Here is an 18699-nt window from a genome sequence, read left to right on the forward strand (position 1 = left end):
ATGATAGACGATCCCATTGGCCTTTCAATTGTTCAAAAGCAGCTTGATCACATCGCGCGACAGATGGGATGGGCAATGATGCGCACGGCTCGGAGCCCGATATTCAGCCAGTCGCATGACTTCTCCTGCTTCATTTGCGGTGCTAATGGCGACGTCGTTTCGCAGGCTGACGGATTACCTATTCACACCGGCGGTGGCGCTTTTGCGGTCAGGGCCGTGCTCGAGAGTGTCGGACACGATTTCACGGAAGGCGACGTCTTCATTCTAAATGATCCCTACGAAGCCGGCGGCAATCACTTGCCTGATTATACGATCATCCGACCCGTGTTTGTTCGGGGTGAGCTCGTTGCGTTTTGCTGCAATAGAGCCCATCAATCTGATATCGGAGGAGGTGCTGCTGGTACTTACAATTCTGCTGCAACCGAAATCTTTCATGAGGGCATTCGGCTGCCGGTGCTGAAGCTGATCGATGCCGGTGAGCTACGCCGAGATCTCTGGCGCCTACTTCTCTTGAATTCCCGCTGTCCTGATCTCCAGGATGGCGATTTGCGAGCAATGATCGGATCGACAGAAATTGGTGCTAGGCGCGCAGGCGACGTGTTGTCGTTGTTACCGCAGGGGACCGCGCGCGATTTCCTTGAAGGTATTCTCGACTATGCCGAGCGGCTCATTCTCGACGAAATTGCTAACCTGCGTTGCGGGGTCTATGAAGGGGATGACGAGAGCGACAACGACTGTTTTGGGCGCGCCGATATTCGAGTTCGAGTTCGCATTGTGGTATCCAAAGGCGGTCTTCACGTCGATTTTACCGGAACTTCGCCCCAGATCATGGGCTACAAGAATTCCTCGATCGCCAATACCTACTCCAGTGTCTATCTCGCGTTAGTCGCGTTTCTGGCTCCGCACCTGCCTAAAAACCGGGGCACTTTCCGTCCGATCACAGTGCATGCGCCGGAAGGAACCCTCGTCAACGCTCGGTCGCCCGCACCGATGACGATGAATACGATATTTCCCGCAACCAATATCATTCATGCGTGTTGGAAGGCACTGGCAGCATGTGATCCAAAGCGAGCATGCGCTGGCTGGGGAAAGCTGCTGCATTGTGTGACGTCTGGCCGCGCCTCTACCGGAGAAGCTTTCGTGCTTTATCATGGGCATGGGTTACCTTCGGCGGGAGCTGTTCGCGGCCGGGATGGCTTTCCCATAATGGGAATACTGCCAACGCTATGCGGATCGCGTTTGGCAAACGTCGAGGCTTACGAACAGCTCTATCCCATAACTATTCAAAAACATGAGATGCGCTGTGACGGCGAAGGCGCCGGCGAATTTCGCGGCGGTCCCGGTATTGATTATGTCGCGGACATTGAAGTGACCGCCGAATATTCGTTTCGGGGTGAAGGAGCGCATGGACTCACCGCCTTCGGAGTCAATGGTGGCTCGGCGGGTCAATCGGGTTCAATAACGCTCGCCTCAGCGCATGGCGTAAGCTTCGATATCCCGCAATATGGGGTTCGCAACCTACCGCCGCTTCGCATCATCATTTCCTCTCCAGGCGGCGGAGGATTCGGCGATCCAAGGCAACGCGACCCAGAGACTGTTCTTCGTGATGTTCGCGGCGAGATTGTGAGTCCCGGCAGGGCGCGAGATGTCTATGGCGTGGTTCTCACTGCCGATCTCCTTCATGTCGACTTCAACCAGACGGACGTATTGCGCTCACGCTATAAAGCGAAAAGTGGCGCATAGCGCGAGAGCTTGCGGACATAGCGTCAAGGCGAATTTACTCTTTCCGCAAAGGTCCGTCTTGGTCACAGATATTGAACGGCACATATCAACTTGCGATTGTGGCGGTCGTCTCGTTCGGTTCGTGCTTTAGGTCTGGCACGCTGTGCGGGCCATGGACATAACAGGTGATATTTGGCCATGCTGATGTTCTGGCTGTAGCATCTGTCGTTCTCATGATCAGATGTTGACATGTGGGATTAGCGCAGAGATCCGGTCTAGGGTCGTTGCGAGGTCAATGACCTGGAGACCTTACAGACGTGTGATGTTCTCAGTGTTTGACGCACAACGCCGCGGGCGGAAAGACCTCTGCGACACGTAAAACTAGGGTTTATTGGGATTCAGGATTTTCATCCGGGCTCGGTCGTGATTCGAGCTTGGGATGGACCGTTTCGTTTTGACTGAGGTCCAGAGGCGAAGATGGAGCCGCTTTGTCTTGGCAAGCCGGGTGACTCCGGCCGCCGCGGCAAGGATAACCGACTATTCGTCGAGGCCGTGCTGTGGACTGGCCGAAGCCGCCCTCGCTCGGTCACTGGAACAGTGTCTTAACGCGCTTCCGCGACCGGGTAAAGGTGGATATCTGGAAGCGGCTGTTCAACGCCGTCTCCGTGGATCCCGACATGGAATACGCCATGGTCGACGCCGCATCGTCAAGTCCATCGCTACGGACAGGCGCAAAAGGGGGACGCAAAGCCAGGCAATCGGCCGCTCGAAGCGCGGCATGACCACCAAAATCCTGGCGCTCACTGATGCGCTAGGCAATCTCGTGCGCTTCGTGCTGCTGCCCGGACAGCGCTTCGACACGGTGGGCGTGCAGCCACTCATCGAGGAATTGGCCTTCGACGCGCTGATCGCCGACGATGCGTGCGACAGCAACGCCATCACCGCCGAACTCGACGCGCGCGGCGCCCAAGGCCATCATCTCCCAGCATCCGCGTCGAGCAAAGCCTCTCGCCATCGACAAGGAGATGTACAAATGGCGGCATCTCATCGAGAACTTCTTAGGCAAGCTCAAGCAATTCAAGCGCATCGCATGCGCGCCGACAAGACCGACCAGAGCTTCGCCTGTGATCAATCTAGCCGCGGCCGTGATAAATTCCAGATGAATCCCAATAGACCCTGGGTCGAGATAGCGGGCGAGGGGATCACAGTGTGATGATCGCAAAAATACCTGCGAGACCGCCGCGCGTGTCGACGTTCTCAAAGGGTACCGAAACGCAGTCGCAGACTTCTGATTCTCACTTTCCTGGCGGCATGTAGCTTGAGCTGATGCTAGTGTTTTCAAGTGCTCGGGCCGTTCATGGATGTTTGGACCCTTGGTACCGGCTTTAACGCGTCCAACATAGGACGTCACTTCGTGCTCCTCGTAGCGGACGGCGCTACGCGACGCTCTTATCCTACGTGATTTGATAGCTGCCCGGTCGACCTAACCAGTAGTAGTTTGCTTGGACGAGGTGGCTTGACCAATCGGAATGGTTCGGTCCGTGCTCTCGGCAGACCACGATGGAGAATGAAATGCAGCAAGGGACCGCTCTACCCGATGATGGTCGCCCGACCCAGCACTTTCGCAACACTGCCTATGTCATCGACGAGAGCAGGCCGTATTTCGATGCCGCTTACGCGGCTGGTCTCATGGGTGTCTACGGGCGTTCCACGAGCGGACGTAGCTTCGCTTTGGGCGCGGGTCCAGTTGAGAATCGAGCCCGCATAATCGATTTCGTGCGATGCTCCTATCTTGGCCTCGACAATCATCCGATGGTCATCGCTGGTGCGATCGATGCGATCGAGGCGCATCGATCGTTGCACTGGTCCTGCGCACGCACGCGCCTCAATTTTGATCATCTGGCGGAGCTTGAAGCAACGCTGTCGGAGATGTTCCGTGCACGCGTGATCGCCTTTTCCACGGTTATGCTCGCCAACCTGGGTGCAATGCCCCTCCTTGCATCCGGCCAACTAACGGGCGGACAAAAGCCGCTCGTTGTGTTCGATAGGATTGCGCACATCTCGCTTGCTTATCACAAGCCGGCGGTCGCTGATGAAGCGCGGCTGGAAACGATTGCGCACAACGACCTTGACTCTCTTGAACGGTTGTGCCGTGACCATCCGGTGGTCGCCTATGTCTGCGATGGCGTCTATTCCATGGGCGGGAATGCTCCTGTGAACGAACTGCGTCAGCTCCAGGAACGTTATGGGCTCTTCCTCTACATCGACGATGCTCACGGGATATCGCTATTCGGGCACCAAGGCGAAGGATTTGCTCGTTCTCAGTTCCCGCAACTACTAGGCGACCGCACGATCATAGCAGCTTCGCTCGCAAAGGGATTCGGCGCATCTGGTGGAATGCTGATGCTCGGAACGGCTGATCATGAAGATCTGTTTCGGCGGTACTCCATTCCCTACGCGTTTTCGGTTCCACCCAATCTCGCTGCCGTCGGCGCGGCGCTTGGCTCGTGCAAGGTTCACCGTTCGGCAGAACTTGGCGAACGGCAGATGCGGTTGGCGAGACGGATTGAAGCCTTTGATCGTCGCGTGGCTACCGCCGAGCAAGGAAATTCATTTCCGATCAGGATGATCGCAACGGGATCGGAGGCTAGGGCGATTGCTATTGCACGAGAGCTTCTCGATGCTGGTTTCTACACGCTAGTAACATTCTTCCCGACCGTCGCGCGAGGTAGGGCTGGGATTCGGGTGTGCATTACGGCCGATCATGAATTCAGCGACATAGACCGGCTCTGCGACTGCATTTTGGAAAAAGCGGGCGGCACATACGGCCGATCTTTTGACCTTACGTGATTGCCAGTGGACGAGTTCCTGGTGCTGGTGTGAGGGCGAATACGAGTAGGAAACGTTTGAGGCAATGCTGGAGAGAGTGCATCTTGAAACGAGCGTTTCATTTTGTTTGGTTAACACCTTGAGAATGCTTTCGTTAACCGAAGATGCAACGACAATTCTCTGGAGACGCGTCGTGCCGCGCTCGCTAACCTGGCAGGGTTGTGCGATGATGACTGTTTGACGATTATGCCAGAATTGATGGAGCCTAATGTCCGAAGCAATCCGTGCGTTGCCCTCGTAACCGGCGGAGCGCGTGGGATTGGACTCGCAATAGTACGCCGGTTTTTGGCCGACGGATATTATGTCGCTTTTGTAGCTAGAACAGCCAAGCATGTCGAGCAAGCGCTTGATACTCTTCGTTGCTCCAAGGAGCGGGTCTATGGCGACGGGATCGACGTAACCCGACAAGATGAGTTGGCGGGCTTCATCGGTCGGATTGGAGCACGCTGGGGTGACGTTGCGATTTTGGTCAACAATGCGGGAATGTCCCCGAAGCGGATGGATCCGGAGTCACCTTGGCTGTCGCAGACATCGCTTGAGGAATGGGTGCGGGTCGTTGATGTCAATCTCAGTGGGCCGTTTATTCTTACGCGGCTCCTTGCGCCAACCATGATTGCGAACGGCTATGGACGCATCATCAATGTCGGATCGCTTGCGGGACGCACAATGCCGTTGATTGCGGGGCCGCATTATGCCGCGTCGAAGGCAGGACTCATCGGATTAACGCGCGCTGCGGCGCGAGACCTCGCTCCACACGGCATTACGGTCAATTGCATTTCACCTGGGCGAATTCTTAGCGATCTGACTGGGCCATCCGACGCCACGGTCAACCGTACCGCCCTGAACCGGATTCCAGTCGGCCGCTTGGGAACGCCTGAAGAGGTGGCACACGTCGCAGCTTTTCTCGCCTCACCGCTGGCGGGCTTTATCACGGGCGCAACCATCGACATCACGGGGGGCGAGTTTGCAGCCTAGGTCGCCCCTGATCGCGTGTTTGCGGGAAAAGCTGGCGTGGCGCTTGAATATGAGAGGAGAGCGATTGAAGCGGGGTCGGGGCAGCTAATGAGTCGATTACGCACGAGCTACGTGTGTCGCAGTGCAGCAGTTCGCCCCCATTTGCGGCACGCGGCGCGGCTCGATTTGGATGTGGTCCTTGCGAGGGGAGATGCCTGGTTTTGTCAATCGTCATAGGAGCGCGCCCGCCGTCACTGACAGGCCAACATCTATCACGTGATAAGCCGTGTCGCCCACGTGGTGGCCGTCTTGCATGGCGTAGTAATAGTTCTTGGAAGGATTGGAATGGCCGAGAGAATAAAGGCTTCGTTTGAGGTGTTATCGCATCTGCGGGTGATCGAGATCGGTAGCTCGGCCGCAACCAGCTATTGCGCCCGGTTGTTTGCAGACTTTGGTGCCGATGTTCAGAAGATCGAGCCGACAGCAGGTGATCCACTTCGTCGCAGCGCGCCATTTACGCCAAACGGCCAGAGCGCGTGGTTCGCGTTCCTAAACTTTAACAAATCAAGTATTATCATCGATGCCGCCGAACCAGATGCAATCACACGACTGACGGCATTGATCGAGGATTGCGACATTCTGATCGATGGCCGTCATGTCGACCCTGCGGATTGCCCGTCGGTTGATATTGCCGGGATCCGCCAGCGACGTTGCAGGTTGATCTATGTCGAAACGAGCTGGTTTGGCCGAGAGGGGCCTTATGCAGAATGCGCGGCAACCGATTCAACCGTCCGTGCGCTCGCTGGGCTCGTCAAGCTGGTTGGACCGGTCGAGGGCCCGCCATTCCACGCACCCGACTTCCAAACGGGTATCCTCGCGGGCCTGTGGGGCTTCATCGCCGCGGCTTCCTCGGCAGTCGCGCGAATGCAGTGCGGAGCAGGGCGGTCGTGGTCGCTCAGTATTTTTGAATCCTGCCTCACTCTTACTGACTATCTTATGTTCGAGGCGTTTGCGCGCGGTGACGTGATGCGCAGGATTGGCATTAATCGCTTCTGGCCTGGCTTTCCGTTGGGCATTTACGAAACCAAAGAAGGGCTGCTAGGGGTCACAACGGTGACGCCGGCACAATGGCGCGCATTCTGCGACATGCTAGGTCTGTCGGAAATGCGTGATGATCCGGCTTTGCTCCTTGGCGAAGATCGTCTGCTACGCGCGGAGCAGATCGAGCGAGAGTTCATGCCGAGGCTGAAGACGCAGACGGCTCAGGAGTGGTTTGCGGAGGGACTCAAGCGCAAAATACCGATCGTGCTGGTCCCCACGATCTCCGATCTGCTCGTCGACGCGGAGAAGAGCGCACGCGGCGCGATCGTGCCTGTCTTGATTGGCGAAGAAAAGGCCCTGGCGCCAGGCTCGATGCAGCGTCTGACATTGACGCCGCCGCGCCGGGGTGGGAGAGTCCCAGCTCCCGGCTACCAGCAGGCTTCCCTGAGTACCAGACGGCGCATGAGCGGCAACGCGTCAGCATCGTTCGGTTCCGTCGCCCAGCCGTTGGAGGGAGTTCGTGTTATCGATTTCTCGATGGGTTGGGCGGGGCCCCTCTGTACACGTACGCTGGCTGATCTCGGTGCGGACGTCATCAAGATCGAGGCCATCCAGTATCCGGATTGGTGGCGCGGAGTTGATCGAAGGCCGACCTATGTCAACTGCCAGATGTACGAAAAGACGCTGCGATTCTGCGTTATGAACCGCAACAAGCGCGGTATCACACTCGACCTGACGCGGCCGCAAGGCGTGGCGCTTGCCAAACGGCTTGTGGCTGGCGCCGATATCGTCGTTAGCAATTATACGGTCGATGTACTGCCGAAGCTCGGGCTTGGTTACGACGTGCTCAAAGCGCTCAACCCTAGGCTCGTCATGATGTCGATGTCAGCCTTTGGTGCGATCAGCGCTTATCGCACTTGTCGAGCCTACGGCTCGACTCTCGAGCAGGGCTCGGGCTTGCCGAGGGTGATCGGAAGCCCCGATGGTTCACCCGTGATGAGCCATACTGCCTTTGGGGATCCTGTCGGAGGGTTGAACGGCTGCGCTGCAGCTCTGGTTGCCTTGCTTCATGCGCGCCAGACAGGGCAGGGACAATTCATTGATCTGGCGCAGATCGAATGCATGATGCCGTTCGCGGCACCATGGATCATCCTCCAATCGATCGGCGGTGTACCCAAAAAGTACGGTAATCGACATCCGCAGTTCGTGCCGCATGGCTGCTTTCGGTGCGCGGGCCAGGACAACTGGATCATGATCGCGGCAACGGACACCGACATGTGGCAGAGGCTTGCGCTGCTTATTGGTCGATCTGATTGGGCGGTCAACGTATCGTTGAAATCTGAAAAATCGCGCCGCTTGCTTGAGGATCCAATCGAGACCGCGATCGCAGCTTGGACTCTTACCCGCGATGCCGACGATGCTATGTCTGAATTGCAAACCGCAAAGATTGCCGCTGGCGTGGTCCGCCTGCCAATTGACCTATTCAACGATCGGCATTTAACGTCGCGCGCATTTCTGCAGGAGGTCGACCGCGCCTTCATCGGCTTGCATCCGCAGCCTTCTATGCCGATCCGCGAAGGTGCTGTGCCTTATGCGATCCGCACAGCCGCACCGACGCTGGGACAGCACAACGGAGAGATCCTTTCAGGACTCCTCGGCCTCTCCGACGCCGAGATCGCGTTGCTGGTGCGGCAGGGCATCATCGGTACGGCAATGCTCTCCGACGTGGAGCTAGAAAAAGCATAGCTGTGTCGTTAAGTTGAAGATCTAGCTAGGTTCAGGACGTGCCCCTCGAGCTTGGGGATTTGCTGATGGCGTAACGTTTGCGTCGGTAGCGGCACGGCTCAGCACAAAGTAGGCGTCGTCCTCAAGCCACGGCTTTGAGTTCTTGACGACGATAAGCAAGGCAGGAGCTGATCGATCTGGCTGTTTGGATGGCCATTGACGATCCTGGTGAGGACGTCGGTGATAATTGAGCGGGTCGGCGTCGTTCAGCTTGCGGGTTTCGATCAATGAGGCGATGACGGCCCAATGCTCGGCACCACCGGAGCCGGCGAATAGAGCATTTTTCAGTTGAGCTTGATCGGGCGGATTGATCGCTCGCAATGTTATCGATTTCGATGCAACCATCATCAATGAAGCGCGTCAGTCCCCTCCAGCGCGTGAGCGCATAGCGAACGGCATCGGGTAGCTTGCCCTTCTGGCTGATCAAAGCGAGCTTGGCGTGCAGCCCCTGCTCAAATGTCTTGGCGAGTGGCCGGCTTTTCTGCCGTCGGATGAGACGGCGCTCCTCGGCGCTGCGACCGCGGATGTTTTTCTCAATGGCGTGGAACTCGGCGATGCGCTTGAGCGCCTCACTGGCGATCGGCGCAGGGCCTCGCGTTGCCAGGTCATAGAAGTTGCCCGCGTATGCGCCCAGCACAGCAAGCTCGACGTCACCTCGCTCGGCGAGCTTCGGGTAACCGGTATAGCCGACGACCTGCAAAATCCCCTTGAACCCCGCGAGATGGGCGATCGGCCGCTCGGCCTTGGTTCGGTGGCATAGACATAGGAGACGCTGGGCGGGTCGGCGCCGCCCCATGGCCGGTCGTCGGCGGCATAGGCCCAGAGCTGGCCGGTCTTGGTGCACCCGAGGCCGGGATCGAGCACCGGCACCGTGGTCTCGTCGGCGAACAGTTTTGATCTCTGCCTGAGCTTGAAGAGCAGGCGTTCGTGCAGCGGCCGCAAATGCCACCGGCATGAACAACCCAGTCCGCCGGCGTGGAGCAATCCAGCTCGATGCCCTGGCGCGCGTAGATCTGGGCCCGCCGGTAGAGCGGCAGATGATCTACATATTTGGACACCAGAAGCTGGGCGACTGTGGCCTAGGTGTGGTCTTTCAGGAGGTTGTCCATCTGGTCTGAACCGAGGAAGCTGAGGTTGCGAAGCTTCAGTGTTCCAAGGAGAGACCAGATTAAAGTCACAAGAATGCGCCTTTGATGCCTAAGGTCGAAAGGCGATGTGCGAAGCGTGGTCGAGGGCGGGCTGAGCGAGACTGCGAATGGGCGTACGCCAAAGCCTGTCCAACGTCAGATCGCCGCGCTCAGGAGTTGCCGATTTCGCTGCACCAATACAATTGGCACCGGCCCCACGGCGGGATAAAATCTGAAACTCCGACCAGCAGGCTCGGTTTGACCATGGTGCACGCTTAAGTCGGTAATCCGCCCTCGATCAGCCGGGCTGGGCCTGCGCTTGCAGGACGCCGATCCTCGCATGATCGGCAGGCGTATTTGGGTATGCAGGTGACAAGGACCTGGAACTGCGCCGGCACCATGTCCAGCCGCTCGCTCTTGTGCTCCCCGATCCGGTGCGACTCGCCCCGGCAACAGGGCAGATCTTGTCGCCGATGCCGACCACGACCTCGATGCGCAGCAAATGCGCTGGCGACGCATTGCCGCGGCGCTTGCGAGGCCGCGCTATACGCCCCTCAGAGGCACTCTCGTCTTCGCTGCCCCCGCCGGAGGCTGTTCGACGTCTTCCAGGCCCAGCAGCATCCGGTCCTCGGGCAGCGTCTCCGCCCGACGGCTAAATCGGTGTCGCTGCAGCTCCTTGATGATCTGACGCAGCCGCTCGCTCTCGTGCCGCTCGGCAAGCAGCATCGCCTTCAACGCGCCAAAGCGGCAGATCATATTCGGCTGCATTTTACGACGATCTCGACCGACCTGATTCACTTCGCCGCAGCGCTGCCAACAATTGTCCGGGCTGGCTCGCGGTTGCCGTTCGCGTGCCTCATGGACCCGACGCCAGTCGAGCCCTTCCGGTGAGCGGATTGAGGAATGTCCCCAATAGTGAGTCTGACGAATCATTTCCGGAGGTGGTCGAAGTTCGAGAGCCCCACCATGCTTTGTACGGCCGCTCATTTCGAGTGATCAGGAAGTTGGCCAGCCAGGCCGCGGTATTCCCACTTCGTATGAAGTTGAGTATCGCGCAGGAAGCAGTCTTCTGATGAATAGTATGGAGAAGAAGCAAATCAGATTATGCTGAGTATGGAGGCTCTACTCGAGCTTTTATCGACAGCGGATTTTCCCGACGCACATGAGCATGGATCCAGCCGATCTTTGGTTGACGCTGACGCCCGCGCTCCGGCGCCAGATCGTCGAAGACGTCGCCGCGATCTTAGAGGAGATCCCTCATGAAGTCCGAGTTGGTCACGCCAAGCCACTTGGCGCGCAAAGCCGTATTCTATATCCGGCAGTCGACGCCGCACCAGGTCGTAAGCAATCAGGAGAGCCTGCGCCTTCAGTACGCGCTTCGCAAGCGCGCCCGCGAACTCGGATGGCGTGAGGCGGCCGTCGACGTGATTGATGCGGATCTCGGGTTGAGTGGCGCGTCTATAGCACAGCGCAACGGCTCAAAGAAGTCGTTAGCCGTGTTGGCCTGAGTGCAGTGGGACTCATCCCCTCGATCGACGTGACCCGCTTGGCGCGTAATTGTACCGACTGGTATCCGCTCCCGGATATCTGCGGTCTACGTGGCTGTATCGCCGACCGCGATGGTGTCTATGATCCGGCACCCCGAACGACGGTTACTTCTCGGGCCGAAGGGCTCGATCTACGAGCTTGAACTACAAACTGCCGCGTCGCGGTCGGGACGATGTGTGCTGGACGCGCGCGACGCTGGCTGCCGTCGCGGCGATCTTAAAGAACCCCGCATACACAGGCGCCTTTGCCTATGGACGAACTCGCTTCCATCCGCCGAAGCGGGAGGGCGCCCTGCCATAAAGGCCCCGCGACCAATGGAGGGGTGGCGGATCGTCGTTTAAAGATCGATATCCTGCCTATATCGACCGGCCAATCTTTATGGCATCGAAACCCGAGGCGCGCCTCGCGGTGGCGAGCTGCTGCTCCGCGGCATCGCCTGGTGCGCACGATGTGGCCATAAGATGTACGTCCGCTGCAAGGCGGGCGGCAAGTATGTATGCAATCACCAGCGTACCCACGAAGGCCAGCCGACCTGCCAACACATCTGGGCCAAACGTATCGATTGTCAGCCCGCCCTCGGTTCACCCGATGGTGCTGACGCTGGAACGAGCCGGCCTCATCACAAGGCAGCCAAGGACGCCTCGCAGCATCGAGATCCTCGTTGATCCGAAACAATTGCCAGAGCTAATCTGACCGCCGGACGCAACCTGTCAAATTCACTGTGCGGAGCCAGGAAGCCGTTCCTTCTCATCCTGCGACCACCGACACCGCCGCTCGACAGATGTGATCGTGAAATCGTCCAGCGCTTCTCCTAGGATTACCGCTAAGACCTGCAGCGCTCGCGTCCGTCAAACAAAGCGGCCCTCAACGGCTTTCAAAAATCTACTCCGACCGCCGCGCCCAGCGCGATGTCGGTTAGGCGTGACAGCCCGCACACATGACGGTATTGTCAGGCGGCCGATCGCCGGCGCGGGCGAGATAACCGCCCAGCCGGGCGATCTTGCTCATAGAGTGCGAGAGCGTTTTCTGTCTTGCCTCTGGTTTGTCCTTGAAGAGACGATCGCGCTCAGCGGCCCCGAACAGGATGTGATTTTCCCGCCAGGAGCACGAGCCCAGCCGCCTGGGTCGTTGTCCGACTTCACCGACACAAGCGCGCTCGGCATTAGCATCGCGAGTGAGGCGCTCCAGCAGCGGCTCTACCACTTGCGGCTCGCGTTCTCGGGCTTCGAGGACGCCCATTCGTGCTTGGCGGCGAAAGCTCGTTGCCCTGGCTGAGGGCTTGCAGAACGCCCTGGGCGTTCGGCGGCGTGGCGCGGGAGCATCGCAGCGCAACCTTCGGTGGCGTTCCGTCATCTGCGCCGGAGCATCTGACACAGCGCTGTGCCGGGCATGGGCCACTGCGGGATGAGGTCAACGCGCAACAATGCGGGCATCGCACACGAGAACGGTTCTATCGAGAGTGCGCACGGTCATCTCAAATGAGCACTGGAGGATGCGCTGCTGCTGCGGGGGACGCCCGACTTTGTCAGTCTCAACGCCTACCGGCTTGTGTGACAAGATTGTCGGCCGGCGCAACTCAAAAAGGAAGCACTGGCGCCACTGCCGAAAGGCCGAACGACCGACTTCGAGGAGAGGCTAATCCCGGTGACGTCGTCTGGCGGCTTCATCCGGCGGCGCGACATTCGTCCGATATTCGCTGCCAAGAGAACAGGCTCGAACATTCCGCTGACCGACATCAAACATCCCAAGACCAATGGCCACTCAAGCGCATGAACCGCACGATCAAGGAAGCTGCCGTCCAACGCTATCATTGTGATCGACGCGATCAGGTCGAAACTCACCTTGCCGACTTCATCACCGCGTACAACTGCGCTCGGTGGTCGAAGACCTTGATGGGCCTCACGCCTTACGAATACGCCTGCAAGTGCTGGACTTCCCCGCCAGAACCATTCAAACTAACCCGCTCGAGCAAATGTCAGGACTAAATACCTTTCGATGCCGTATGCGTCATCTGTCCGCATTGCTTGTCTCACGCCACTAGCGTGGGCTGCACCCGGCTCTCCTGGTCAGAGGATGGGCTACGAAAGGAACCTGAGCGTCTCCAGAACTGCCGGCGAAGTTGGTCAGCCAAATTCCCGCATGAGCAACGGAGGCTTAGTTGAAAAAAATTCCAAAATAGTAACAAGTCAAATTTGTTAATATGAACCAAAGGCAAGACAAGGCAGACCAATTGTGCCGTACAGTGACATTGATGTAAAAATTGGCGAACGCATTCGGAATGAGCGAAAACGAATCGGTCTCAGTCAGAAGGAACTCGCAAGTCAACTGGATATAGTTTTTCAGCAGCTGCAGAAGCACGAGAATGGCACAAGTAGAGTACCGGCTAGTCGACTTTACGAAATTGCCCGGGCACTGAACACGCCCATCTCACATTTTTTTGATGTGACCAAACGTGAATCACCCGAGGTTTCGGCAATAGTCAGCGCACAAAGGGGCAAGTTAGGGAAGCAAGTTTTCGAGCTTGTCACGGCCTTCCTGAAGATCAGGGATGACGATGCTCGAGCGGATATCGTCTCCTTGGTCACAAAGCTATCAAAATTAAGCACCAAGCGATAGATCTGCTGACACTTTCGCTTGCCAAGCGTTACATCAAACTTTCGCTATGCTTTAGGACCCGTTTAAAGTGTGGTTGGGCAGCGCTAGCCGCAACCCCAGCAACATGTGCCTCCTTCGCATCCTGTGCGATTTCCTGCAAACCTGCGACCAGCCCCCCATTGATGAGCTCTTTCGTTCGTCGAAATGTGACTTCCGGAAATTTACTGAGCATCTGCGCTCGAACAATAGCCTTCTCCACAATAAGATTCCCATCTACCAGTTCGTGAAGCAGTTTGTGATCCAGCGCCCACGAAATCGGAACGGTTTCGCATCCAAAAACAATATCAGACATTGCTGCTCGACCGACAAGACTTCGGAGCATATAGGCGCCAATCGGACAGGCGATCCCGTACTTCAATTCCCACATAAGCAGCTTGGTGTCCCGCGAGCCCACGCGCCAATCGCACGACAGGGCGACCTGAAAGCCGACGCCTATTGCGTATCCACCGACTGCCGCAACCGTTGGCTTCGTGAGCTTGAGTATCGTCGAATAGAAGTCAATCCACCGGTCAATAGCGGCTTCTACCGCTAGGCGCCCGGAAAGCTGGGCCACCTCGTTGAAATCAGCGCCGGCGCAAAAGGATCGGTCACTTCCTCCCGTCAACACCAAAGCCCGTATCGCGGGATTATCCTCTGTGTCTCGGCAAACAGAACGAATGGCGTTCTCAAGTTCCAAACTCATCGGGTTCTGAGCACTGGTGTGATTGAACCGAGCGATGAGAACCGCGCCTCGAGCTTCCGTTTCTACAATTGCCATACCGTTTCCAATCAGTCGCTTGCGTTAGCGGGGCGTATCCGCCTTGAGAGCCACATAAATAGTTCGTACACCTATTCGGAGAAATTTGCAAGTCGAATGCTACACCTATATTGAGAAATTCTCGCCAAGTGTCTCGAATGTGCTGGCTTAGGACGGGAGCGGGCCGGTGCAGGGCACATCGCGCGCTCTCGATCGAAACACTTTGTGGCCCACACCGGATTGAGCGGCTGATGCGCCTACAAGGCTTGCGGGCGCGCCCGCGACGTCGGCGCTTGCAAGGATGACGGCGATCGACATTTCGAGAAGGTGCCAACGAACCTCCTGGACCGGCAGTTCGCTGCCGAGCGGCCGAACCAGAAGTGGATCGCCGAGTTCACCTTATCTCTGGACGGCCGGAGGCGGGCTCTGTGTCGTAACGGTGATCGACCTGTTCTCGCGCCGCGTGGTGGGCTGGTCGACGAGTGTCGCCATGACAGCACAGCTCGTGACGGACGCATTGTTGATGGCCGTCTGGGGACGAGGCAAGCCGGATGCCGTATTGCATCACTCCGACCAAGGCAGCCAGGGCGGATTCAAACAGTCGTCGCAACGCCAGTTGTTTTACTCATGACAGCAGATCGTCAAGCGCCTCCGCCGGCGTTTTCCAGCCTAGTGTCTTTCTCGGTCGAGCATTGAGTTGAGGGCCGCTGCCACAGCGGATATCTCCTCGGCCCTGTGGATGCTCAGGTCTGTGCCTTTCGGGAAGTACTGCCGCAGCAAGGCGTTGGTGTTCTCGATAGTGCCGCGCTGCCAAGGGCTTTGCGGGTCGCAGAAGTAGACCTGGATACCCGCATCGATCTTGAGACGATCGTGCTGAGCCATTTCGGCTCCCTGGTCCCAGGTTGGCGAGCGACGCAGCTCTTCGGGTAAGGTGATGACGGTGCGCGTGATCGCGTCGCGCACGGCTTCGGCCCCGTGTCCCGCAAGCGCAGGTCCGTTCTTCACGCGCGGAGTTTCGCCATGCCCCCAACCCGCGTCGTGAAGCGCGTCGTGCGCTCGACCAGCGTGCCGATTGCCGAGCTGCCAAGACGAGGATGAGGTCTCCCTTCCAATGTCCCCGCACTGCTCCAGCGGCAGCTTCAGCAGGGCGCTCACTGATCATGATCTCGGGCAGACAAAGCTGAGCTGCTGCCGGGTTGATGGACGGCTGGTTAAGCTAATCCCACCTTGCGCTCGAACTCAACAGGGCTGAGATATCCGATGGTCGAATGACGCCGGATCGCTTTGTACAACGACGTTTGAGAACGCCCACAGGACCGTTCTTCGCGAGGTTCTTTATCGGCATCATCCTTGGTTTGGGCGCCGAGTTTGCGTTCATGGGGCCATCGACAAGGCCGACGATGTCGTTTTTCGCTGCACCCTGGACGGATCGCAAGCAGACCGTTGGCTGGAAGTTCCCGCATGGATGTTCGACCGGACGGCATGCCATGACGCCGGGTTTCTGACAGCTCAGCCGCTTGTTAGGATCGATGCACTTGCGGCGCTTTCTGCGCTTCTCGATGTAGCGTTGAAGGATCGAACGCCATCAGCTGCCCCGCTTTCTGGCGCATCCAGAGGCTCTCACGGCCAGAATCGGGGAGCGACTCATGTCAAGCCAGACGGCAATGCCAGGGAGCGGATACCGACACAATCAACGACCGCGGCCGCAGCAGCAGATGGATCTGTTCGGGAGCGGCCTGTCGAACGGCGCCATCGGCGCGCCGGCATGGTCGGAGCTGCCGGCGGAAGCGCAGGCGGCCCTTATGAGTCTGATGACGCAGTTGATCCTCGACCATGCTGCGACGACGGCGACGCCGCCCGCGAAGGAGGTCGGTCATGATTTCTGACAAGGTCAGGCCTCATCATCTCGAGCGCAAGGCGCTTCTTTACGTGCGTCAATCCTCAGCGCATCAGGTGTTGCACAATCGCGAGAGCAGTGCGTTGCAGTACGCCATGCGGGACCGGCTGACGGCGCTCGGGTGGTCAGAGATTGAAGTGATCGATGATGATCTCGGTCGTTCAGCCGCCGGCGGGGTACAACGCGCCGGTTTCGAGCGGATGGTAGCGGAGGTTTGCCTCGGTAAGGTTGGCGCGGTTTGCGCCCGCGAGGTCTCGCGCTTCGCTCGCAACAGCCGGGATTGGCAGCAACTCATCGAGATGTGTCGTGTGGTCGATACCGTCCTGGTCGATCAGGAGACGATCTATGCACCGAGGCACGGTAACGACCGCCTGCTGCTCGGGCTCAAGGGCAGCCTCAACGAGTACGAGCTGGATCTGTTGCGCCAGCGCTCGCTCTCGGCCCGCTACGAGAAGGCGCGCCGGGGCGAGTTGGTTGTGGCGGCGCCCGTCGGCTTCGTGAAGGCCGGCGACCATTATGAGAAAGATCCGGATCGGCGTGTCCAGGAAGCGATCAAGCTGGTGTTCGACAAGGTCGAGGAACTGGGCAGCGCGCGACAGGCGCTCTGCTGGCTCCACGAGTACAATCTTGATCTGCCGGTGAAGCAGACCAGCGGCGACACGGCCTGGCGGCGACCAAGCTACTCCGCCATCCACCGGATCATTGAGAACCCGGTCTACGGCGGCGCCTATGCCTATGGTAAGACCGCTGTGGCGGCGGGATACAGCGCCGCAGGCGTGAGCGTGAAGATCCGCCGCAAGGCGCGGAACGAATGGCTGGCGCTGAAGCCCAACACCCACGAAGGGTATGTGAGCTGGGAGAGGTTCGAGGCGATCCGCACTATGGTCAGCAGCAACATTCCCACCGGTCGGCATCACGGCGCGCCCAAGCATGGTGACGGGCTGCTGGCCGGCCTGATCCGGTGCAAGCGCTGCGGCCGCAAGCTCACACTCCGATACTCCGGCATGAAGCACCATATCCCGCGCTACAGCTGCAGCCGCGCCTGGATGGACAATGGTGGCCCTCACTGCATCGGCTTCGGCGGACTGCGCGTCGATGATGCAGTCGAGGAAGCGCTGCTTGGCGTCGTCGGTCCGGGCGCTATCGCCGCTGCAACCGCGGCCGCCAAGGAAGCCAGGGAACGGCGGGATCAGGTGCGCGATGCTCTCAGTCGCGACCTCGAAGCGGCGCGCTATGCCGCCGACCGGGCCTTCCGGCAGTACGATGCCGCTGACCCCGCGAACCGGCTGGTGGCGGGCGAGCTTGAAGCGCGCTGGAACAGGGCACTCGCTCACGCGGCGGAGGTCGAGGGCAAGATCGCAATGCATGAGGCGGCGACGCCCGCCCCCATTGCCGATCCAGCTTCGCTCGGCGTTCTAGCCTCGAACCTCAAAGCGGTCTGGGATGCGCCGACGACGGATGCTCGCCTCAAGAAGCGCGTTGTGCGCACCCTCATCCATGAGGTCGTGGCCGATATCGACGATGCGGCCTCCGAGATCGTCCTCATCGTCCACTGGGTCGGCGGCGTTCACAGCGAGATACGCCTGCCCAAGCGCCGGCGCGGGCAGCGTAACAGCACCTCCGCCAACATCATCGAGGCTGTGCGCCGACTGGTGCTGATCGCCAGCGACGATCTGATCGCCGGCCTCCTCAACCGCAACGGCCTCGAGACCGGTAACGGCAATCGCTGGACGCGCGAGCGTGTTACCTCGCTGCGCTCGAACTATCGCATCCCGGTGTTCAAGCCCGCCGAGGACGGCATCGAGCACTGGCTAAACCTCAGCAACGCCGCCAAGCTCCTGAAGATCGCGCCGAAGACGCTCCGGCTGGCCGCTGAAGCCGGTGAAATCGAAGCCATCCATCCTCTGTCGGATGGTCCTTGGATCTTCGCCCGCAGCTCGCTGATAACAACTGCTGCTCGATCTATCGCCGAACGAGCGCGACAGAACCCAAGATACCCCACGGGATCGAATCCCAATCAGCAAAGTCTTTTCTCTTCAACAACATAGACAGATGGGTGTTCTGATGCGCGGTTGTAGAACCGCTCGATATAGTCGAACACATCGGCCCTGGCCTCGTTTCTGGTGCCATAGGTTTTGCTGGCCGTGCGCTCGGTCTTCAGTGATGAGAAGAAGCTCTCCATCGCCGCGTTGTCCCACACATTGCCGGACCGACTCATACTGCAAACGATGCCGCTGTCGGCCATCAGCCGCTGGAACTGCTCGCTGGTGTACTGGGCGGATTCAAACGGTCGTCGCAACACTCGGAGGTTGGAGGTTGCGATGAACGTTGTAAGGCGCCGATCG

14 protein-coding genes and 7 pseudogenes are annotated in these 18699 nt (G+C 58.8%); 16 read left to right on the forward strand and 5 right to left on the reverse strand.

Features of this window, described 5'->3' with window-relative positions:
• The 5 genes from IVB45_RS05880 (at nucleotide 1) to IVB45_RS05900 (ending at nucleotide 8352) form a co-directional block, all read left to right on the forward strand.
• The gene (locus IVB45_RS05880) at nucleotides 1–1743 is read left to right on the forward strand and encodes a hydantoinase B/oxoprolinase family protein (protein WP_247363225.1); all 1743 of its coding nucleotides are present in this window, start codon (nucleotides 1–3) and stop codon (nucleotides 1741–1743) included.
• A 757-nt stretch (nucleotides 1744–2500) separates the two neighbouring features.
• Nucleotides 2501–2935, forward strand: a complete 435-nt coding sequence (locus IVB45_RS05885) for a hypothetical protein (protein ID WP_247363226.1) — start codon at nucleotides 2501–2503, stop codon at nucleotides 2933–2935.
• A 359-nt stretch (nucleotides 2936–3294) separates the two neighbouring features.
• On the forward strand, nucleotides 3295–4572 hold the full coding sequence (locus tag IVB45_RS05890) for an aminotransferase class I/II-fold pyridoxal phosphate-dependent enzyme (protein ID WP_247363227.1): 1278 nt from the start codon (nucleotides 3295–3297) through the stop codon (nucleotides 4570–4572).
• A gap of 237 nt (nucleotides 4573–4809) precedes the next feature.
• A complete protein-coding gene (locus tag IVB45_RS05895) occupies nucleotides 4810–5586 on the forward strand; it encodes an SDR family NAD(P)-dependent oxidoreductase (RefSeq protein ID WP_256469471.1) in 777 nt (258 codons plus the stop codon).
• A 324-nt stretch (nucleotides 5587–5910) separates the two neighbouring features.
• Complete coding sequence (locus IVB45_RS05900) at nucleotides 5911–8352, forward strand: CoA transferase (protein ID WP_247363229.1); 2442 nt, start codon at nucleotides 5911–5913, stop codon at nucleotides 8350–8352.
• 98 nt (nucleotides 8353–8450) lie between these two features.
• On the opposite strand, the pseudogene IVB45_RS05905 reads toward IVB45_RS05900, so the two are convergent.
• A pseudogene (locus IVB45_RS05905) lies at nucleotides 8451–9470 on the reverse strand (IS66 family transposase); the annotation flags it as partial.
• Between the two features lie 174 nt (nucleotides 9471–9644).
• On the opposite strand from IVB45_RS05905, the pseudogene IVB45_RS05910 reads away from it, so the two are divergent.
• Nucleotides 9645–9797, forward strand: a pseudogene (locus tag IVB45_RS05910) (IS481 family transposase); the annotation flags it as partial.
• Here IVB45_RS05910 and IVB45_RS05915 read toward each other — a convergent pair.
• Nucleotides 9797–10286: pseudogene (locus IVB45_RS05915) on the reverse strand (IS66 family transposase zinc-finger binding domain-containing protein); the annotation flags it as partial. The pseudogenes IVB45_RS05910 and IVB45_RS05915 overlap by 1 nt on opposite strands.
• Here IVB45_RS05915 and IVB45_RS05920 point away from each other — a divergent pair.
• The 6 genes and pseudogenes from IVB45_RS05920 to IVB45_RS05950 all read left to right on the forward strand — a co-directional run bounded on the left by IVB45_RS05920 (nucleotide 10179) and on the right by IVB45_RS05950 (nucleotide 13682).
• Nucleotides 10179–10409, forward strand: coding sequence for a hypothetical protein (locus IVB45_RS05920; protein ID WP_247363235.1), 231 nt, complete (start codon nucleotides 10179–10181; stop codon nucleotides 10407–10409). The pseudogene IVB45_RS05915 and the gene IVB45_RS05920 overlap by 108 nt on opposite strands.
• 368 nt (nucleotides 10410–10777) lie before the next feature.
• Nucleotides 10778–11026, forward strand: coding sequence for a resolvase (locus IVB45_RS05925; RefSeq protein ID WP_247363230.1), 249 nt, complete (start codon nucleotides 10778–10780; stop codon nucleotides 11024–11026).
• 214 nt (nucleotides 11027–11240) lie between these two features.
• Complete coding sequence (locus tag IVB45_RS05930) at nucleotides 11241–11366, forward strand: recombinase family protein (protein WP_247363234.1); 126 nt, start codon at nucleotides 11241–11243, stop codon at nucleotides 11364–11366.
• A 131-nt stretch (nucleotides 11367–11497) separates the two neighbouring features.
• Entirely contained in the window at nucleotides 11498–11731 is a 234-nt protein-coding gene (locus tag IVB45_RS39025; RefSeq protein ID WP_346015324.1) for a zinc ribbon domain-containing protein, read from the forward strand.
• A gap of 1060 nt (nucleotides 11732–12791) precedes the next feature.
• Nucleotides 12792–13107, forward strand: a pseudogene (locus tag IVB45_RS05945) (integrase core domain-containing protein); the annotation flags it as partial.
• Nucleotides 13108–13298: 191 nt separating this feature from the next.
• A complete protein-coding gene (locus tag IVB45_RS05950) occupies nucleotides 13299–13682 on the forward strand; it encodes a helix-turn-helix transcriptional regulator (protein ID WP_247363231.1) in 384 nt (127 codons plus the stop codon).
• A gap of 28 nt (nucleotides 13683–13710) precedes the next feature.
• On the opposite strand, the gene IVB45_RS05955 is transcribed toward IVB45_RS05950, so the two are convergent.
• On the reverse strand, nucleotides 13711–14478 hold the full coding sequence (locus IVB45_RS05955) for an enoyl-CoA hydratase/isomerase family protein (RefSeq protein ID WP_247363232.1): 768 nt from the start codon (nucleotides 14476–14478) through the stop codon (nucleotides 13711–13713).
• Nucleotides 14479–14681: 203 nt separating this feature from the next.
• On the opposite strand from IVB45_RS05955, the pseudogene IVB45_RS05960 reads away from it, so the two are divergent.
• Nucleotides 14682–15043: pseudogene (locus IVB45_RS05960) on the forward strand (DDE-type integrase/transposase/recombinase); the annotation flags it as partial.
• A 39-nt stretch (nucleotides 15044–15082) separates the two neighbouring features.
• Here the strand turns inward: IVB45_RS05960 and IVB45_RS05965 are convergent.
• Nucleotides 15083–15628 (reverse strand): annotated as a pseudogene (locus IVB45_RS05965) (IS30 family transposase); the annotation flags it as partial.
• Between the two features lie 97 nt (nucleotides 15629–15725).
• Between IVB45_RS05965 and IVB45_RS05970 the strand changes: the two are divergent.
• From IVB45_RS05970 to IVB45_RS05980, 3 genes are all read left to right on the forward strand, one after another.
• Nucleotides 15726–15962, forward strand: coding sequence for a hypothetical protein (locus IVB45_RS05970; RefSeq protein WP_247363233.1), 237 nt, complete (start codon nucleotides 15726–15728; stop codon nucleotides 15960–15962).
• A 210-nt stretch (nucleotides 15963–16172) separates the two neighbouring features.
• Nucleotides 16173–16343: a hypothetical protein gene (locus IVB45_RS05975; RefSeq protein WP_247541991.1), complete on the forward strand. Its 171-nt coding sequence runs from the start codon at nucleotides 16173–16175 to the stop codon at nucleotides 16341–16343.
• Nucleotides 16333–18402 carry a recombinase family protein gene (locus IVB45_RS05980; RefSeq protein ID WP_247482664.1) on the forward strand — a complete coding sequence of 690 codons (2070 nt, stop codon included), beginning with the start codon at nucleotides 16333–16335 and terminating at the stop codon, nucleotides 18400–18402. The genes IVB45_RS05975 and IVB45_RS05980 overlap by 11 nt, the downstream gene beginning before the upstream one ends.
• Here IVB45_RS05980 and IVB45_RS05985 read toward each other — a convergent pair.
• Nucleotides 18372–18638: pseudogene (locus tag IVB45_RS05985) on the reverse strand (IS3 family transposase); the annotation flags it as partial. The gene IVB45_RS05980 and the pseudogene IVB45_RS05985 sit on opposite strands and share 31 nt — an antisense overlap.
• Between the last annotated feature and the right edge of the window lie 61 nt (nucleotides 18639–18699).

The organism is Bradyrhizobium sp. 4 (assembly GCF_023100905.1).
GTDB lineage: Bacteria > Pseudomonadota > Alphaproteobacteria > Rhizobiales > Xanthobacteraceae > Bradyrhizobium.

What these genes read in the sequence shown, in the direction of transcription:
- IVB45_RS05880 (WP_247363225.1), top strand. Translation starts at nt 1, where the DNA reads ATGATAGACGATCCCATTGGCCTTTCAATTGTTCAAAAGCAGCTTGAT.
- IVB45_RS05885 (WP_247363226.1), top strand. Translation starts at nt 2,501, where the DNA reads ATGACCACCAAAATCCTGGCGCTCACTGATGCGCTAGGCAATCTCGTG.
- IVB45_RS05890 (WP_247363227.1), top strand. Translation starts at nt 3,295, where the DNA reads ATGCAGCAAGGGACCGCTCTACCCGATGATGGTCGCCCGACCCAGCAC.
- IVB45_RS05895 (WP_256469471.1), top strand. Translation starts at nt 4,810, where the DNA reads ATGGAGCCTAATGTCCGAAGCAATCCGTGCGTTGCCCTCGTAACCGGC.
- IVB45_RS05900 (WP_247363229.1), top strand. Translation starts at nt 5,911, where the DNA reads ATGGCCGAGAGAATAAAGGCTTCGTTTGAGGTGTTATCGCATCTGCGG.
- IVB45_RS05925 (WP_247363230.1), top strand. Translation starts at nt 10,778, where the DNA reads ATGAAGTCCGAGTTGGTCACGCCAAGCCACTTGGCGCGCAAAGCCGTA.
- IVB45_RS05955 (WP_247363232.1), bottom strand. Translation starts at nt 14,478, where the DNA reads ATGGCAATTGTAGAAACGGAAGCTCGAGGCGCGGTTCTCATCGCTCGG.
- IVB45_RS05970 (WP_247363233.1), top strand. Translation starts at nt 15,726, where the DNA reads ATGACGCCGGATCGCTTTGTACAACGACGTTTGAGAACGCCCACAGGA.
- IVB45_RS05975 (WP_247541991.1), top strand. Translation starts at nt 16,173, where the DNA reads ATGGATCTGTTCGGGAGCGGCCTGTCGAACGGCGCCATCGGCGCGCCG.
- IVB45_RS05980 (WP_247482664.1), top strand. Translation starts at nt 16,333, where the DNA reads ATGATTTCTGACAAGGTCAGGCCTCATCATCTCGAGCGCAAGGCGCTT.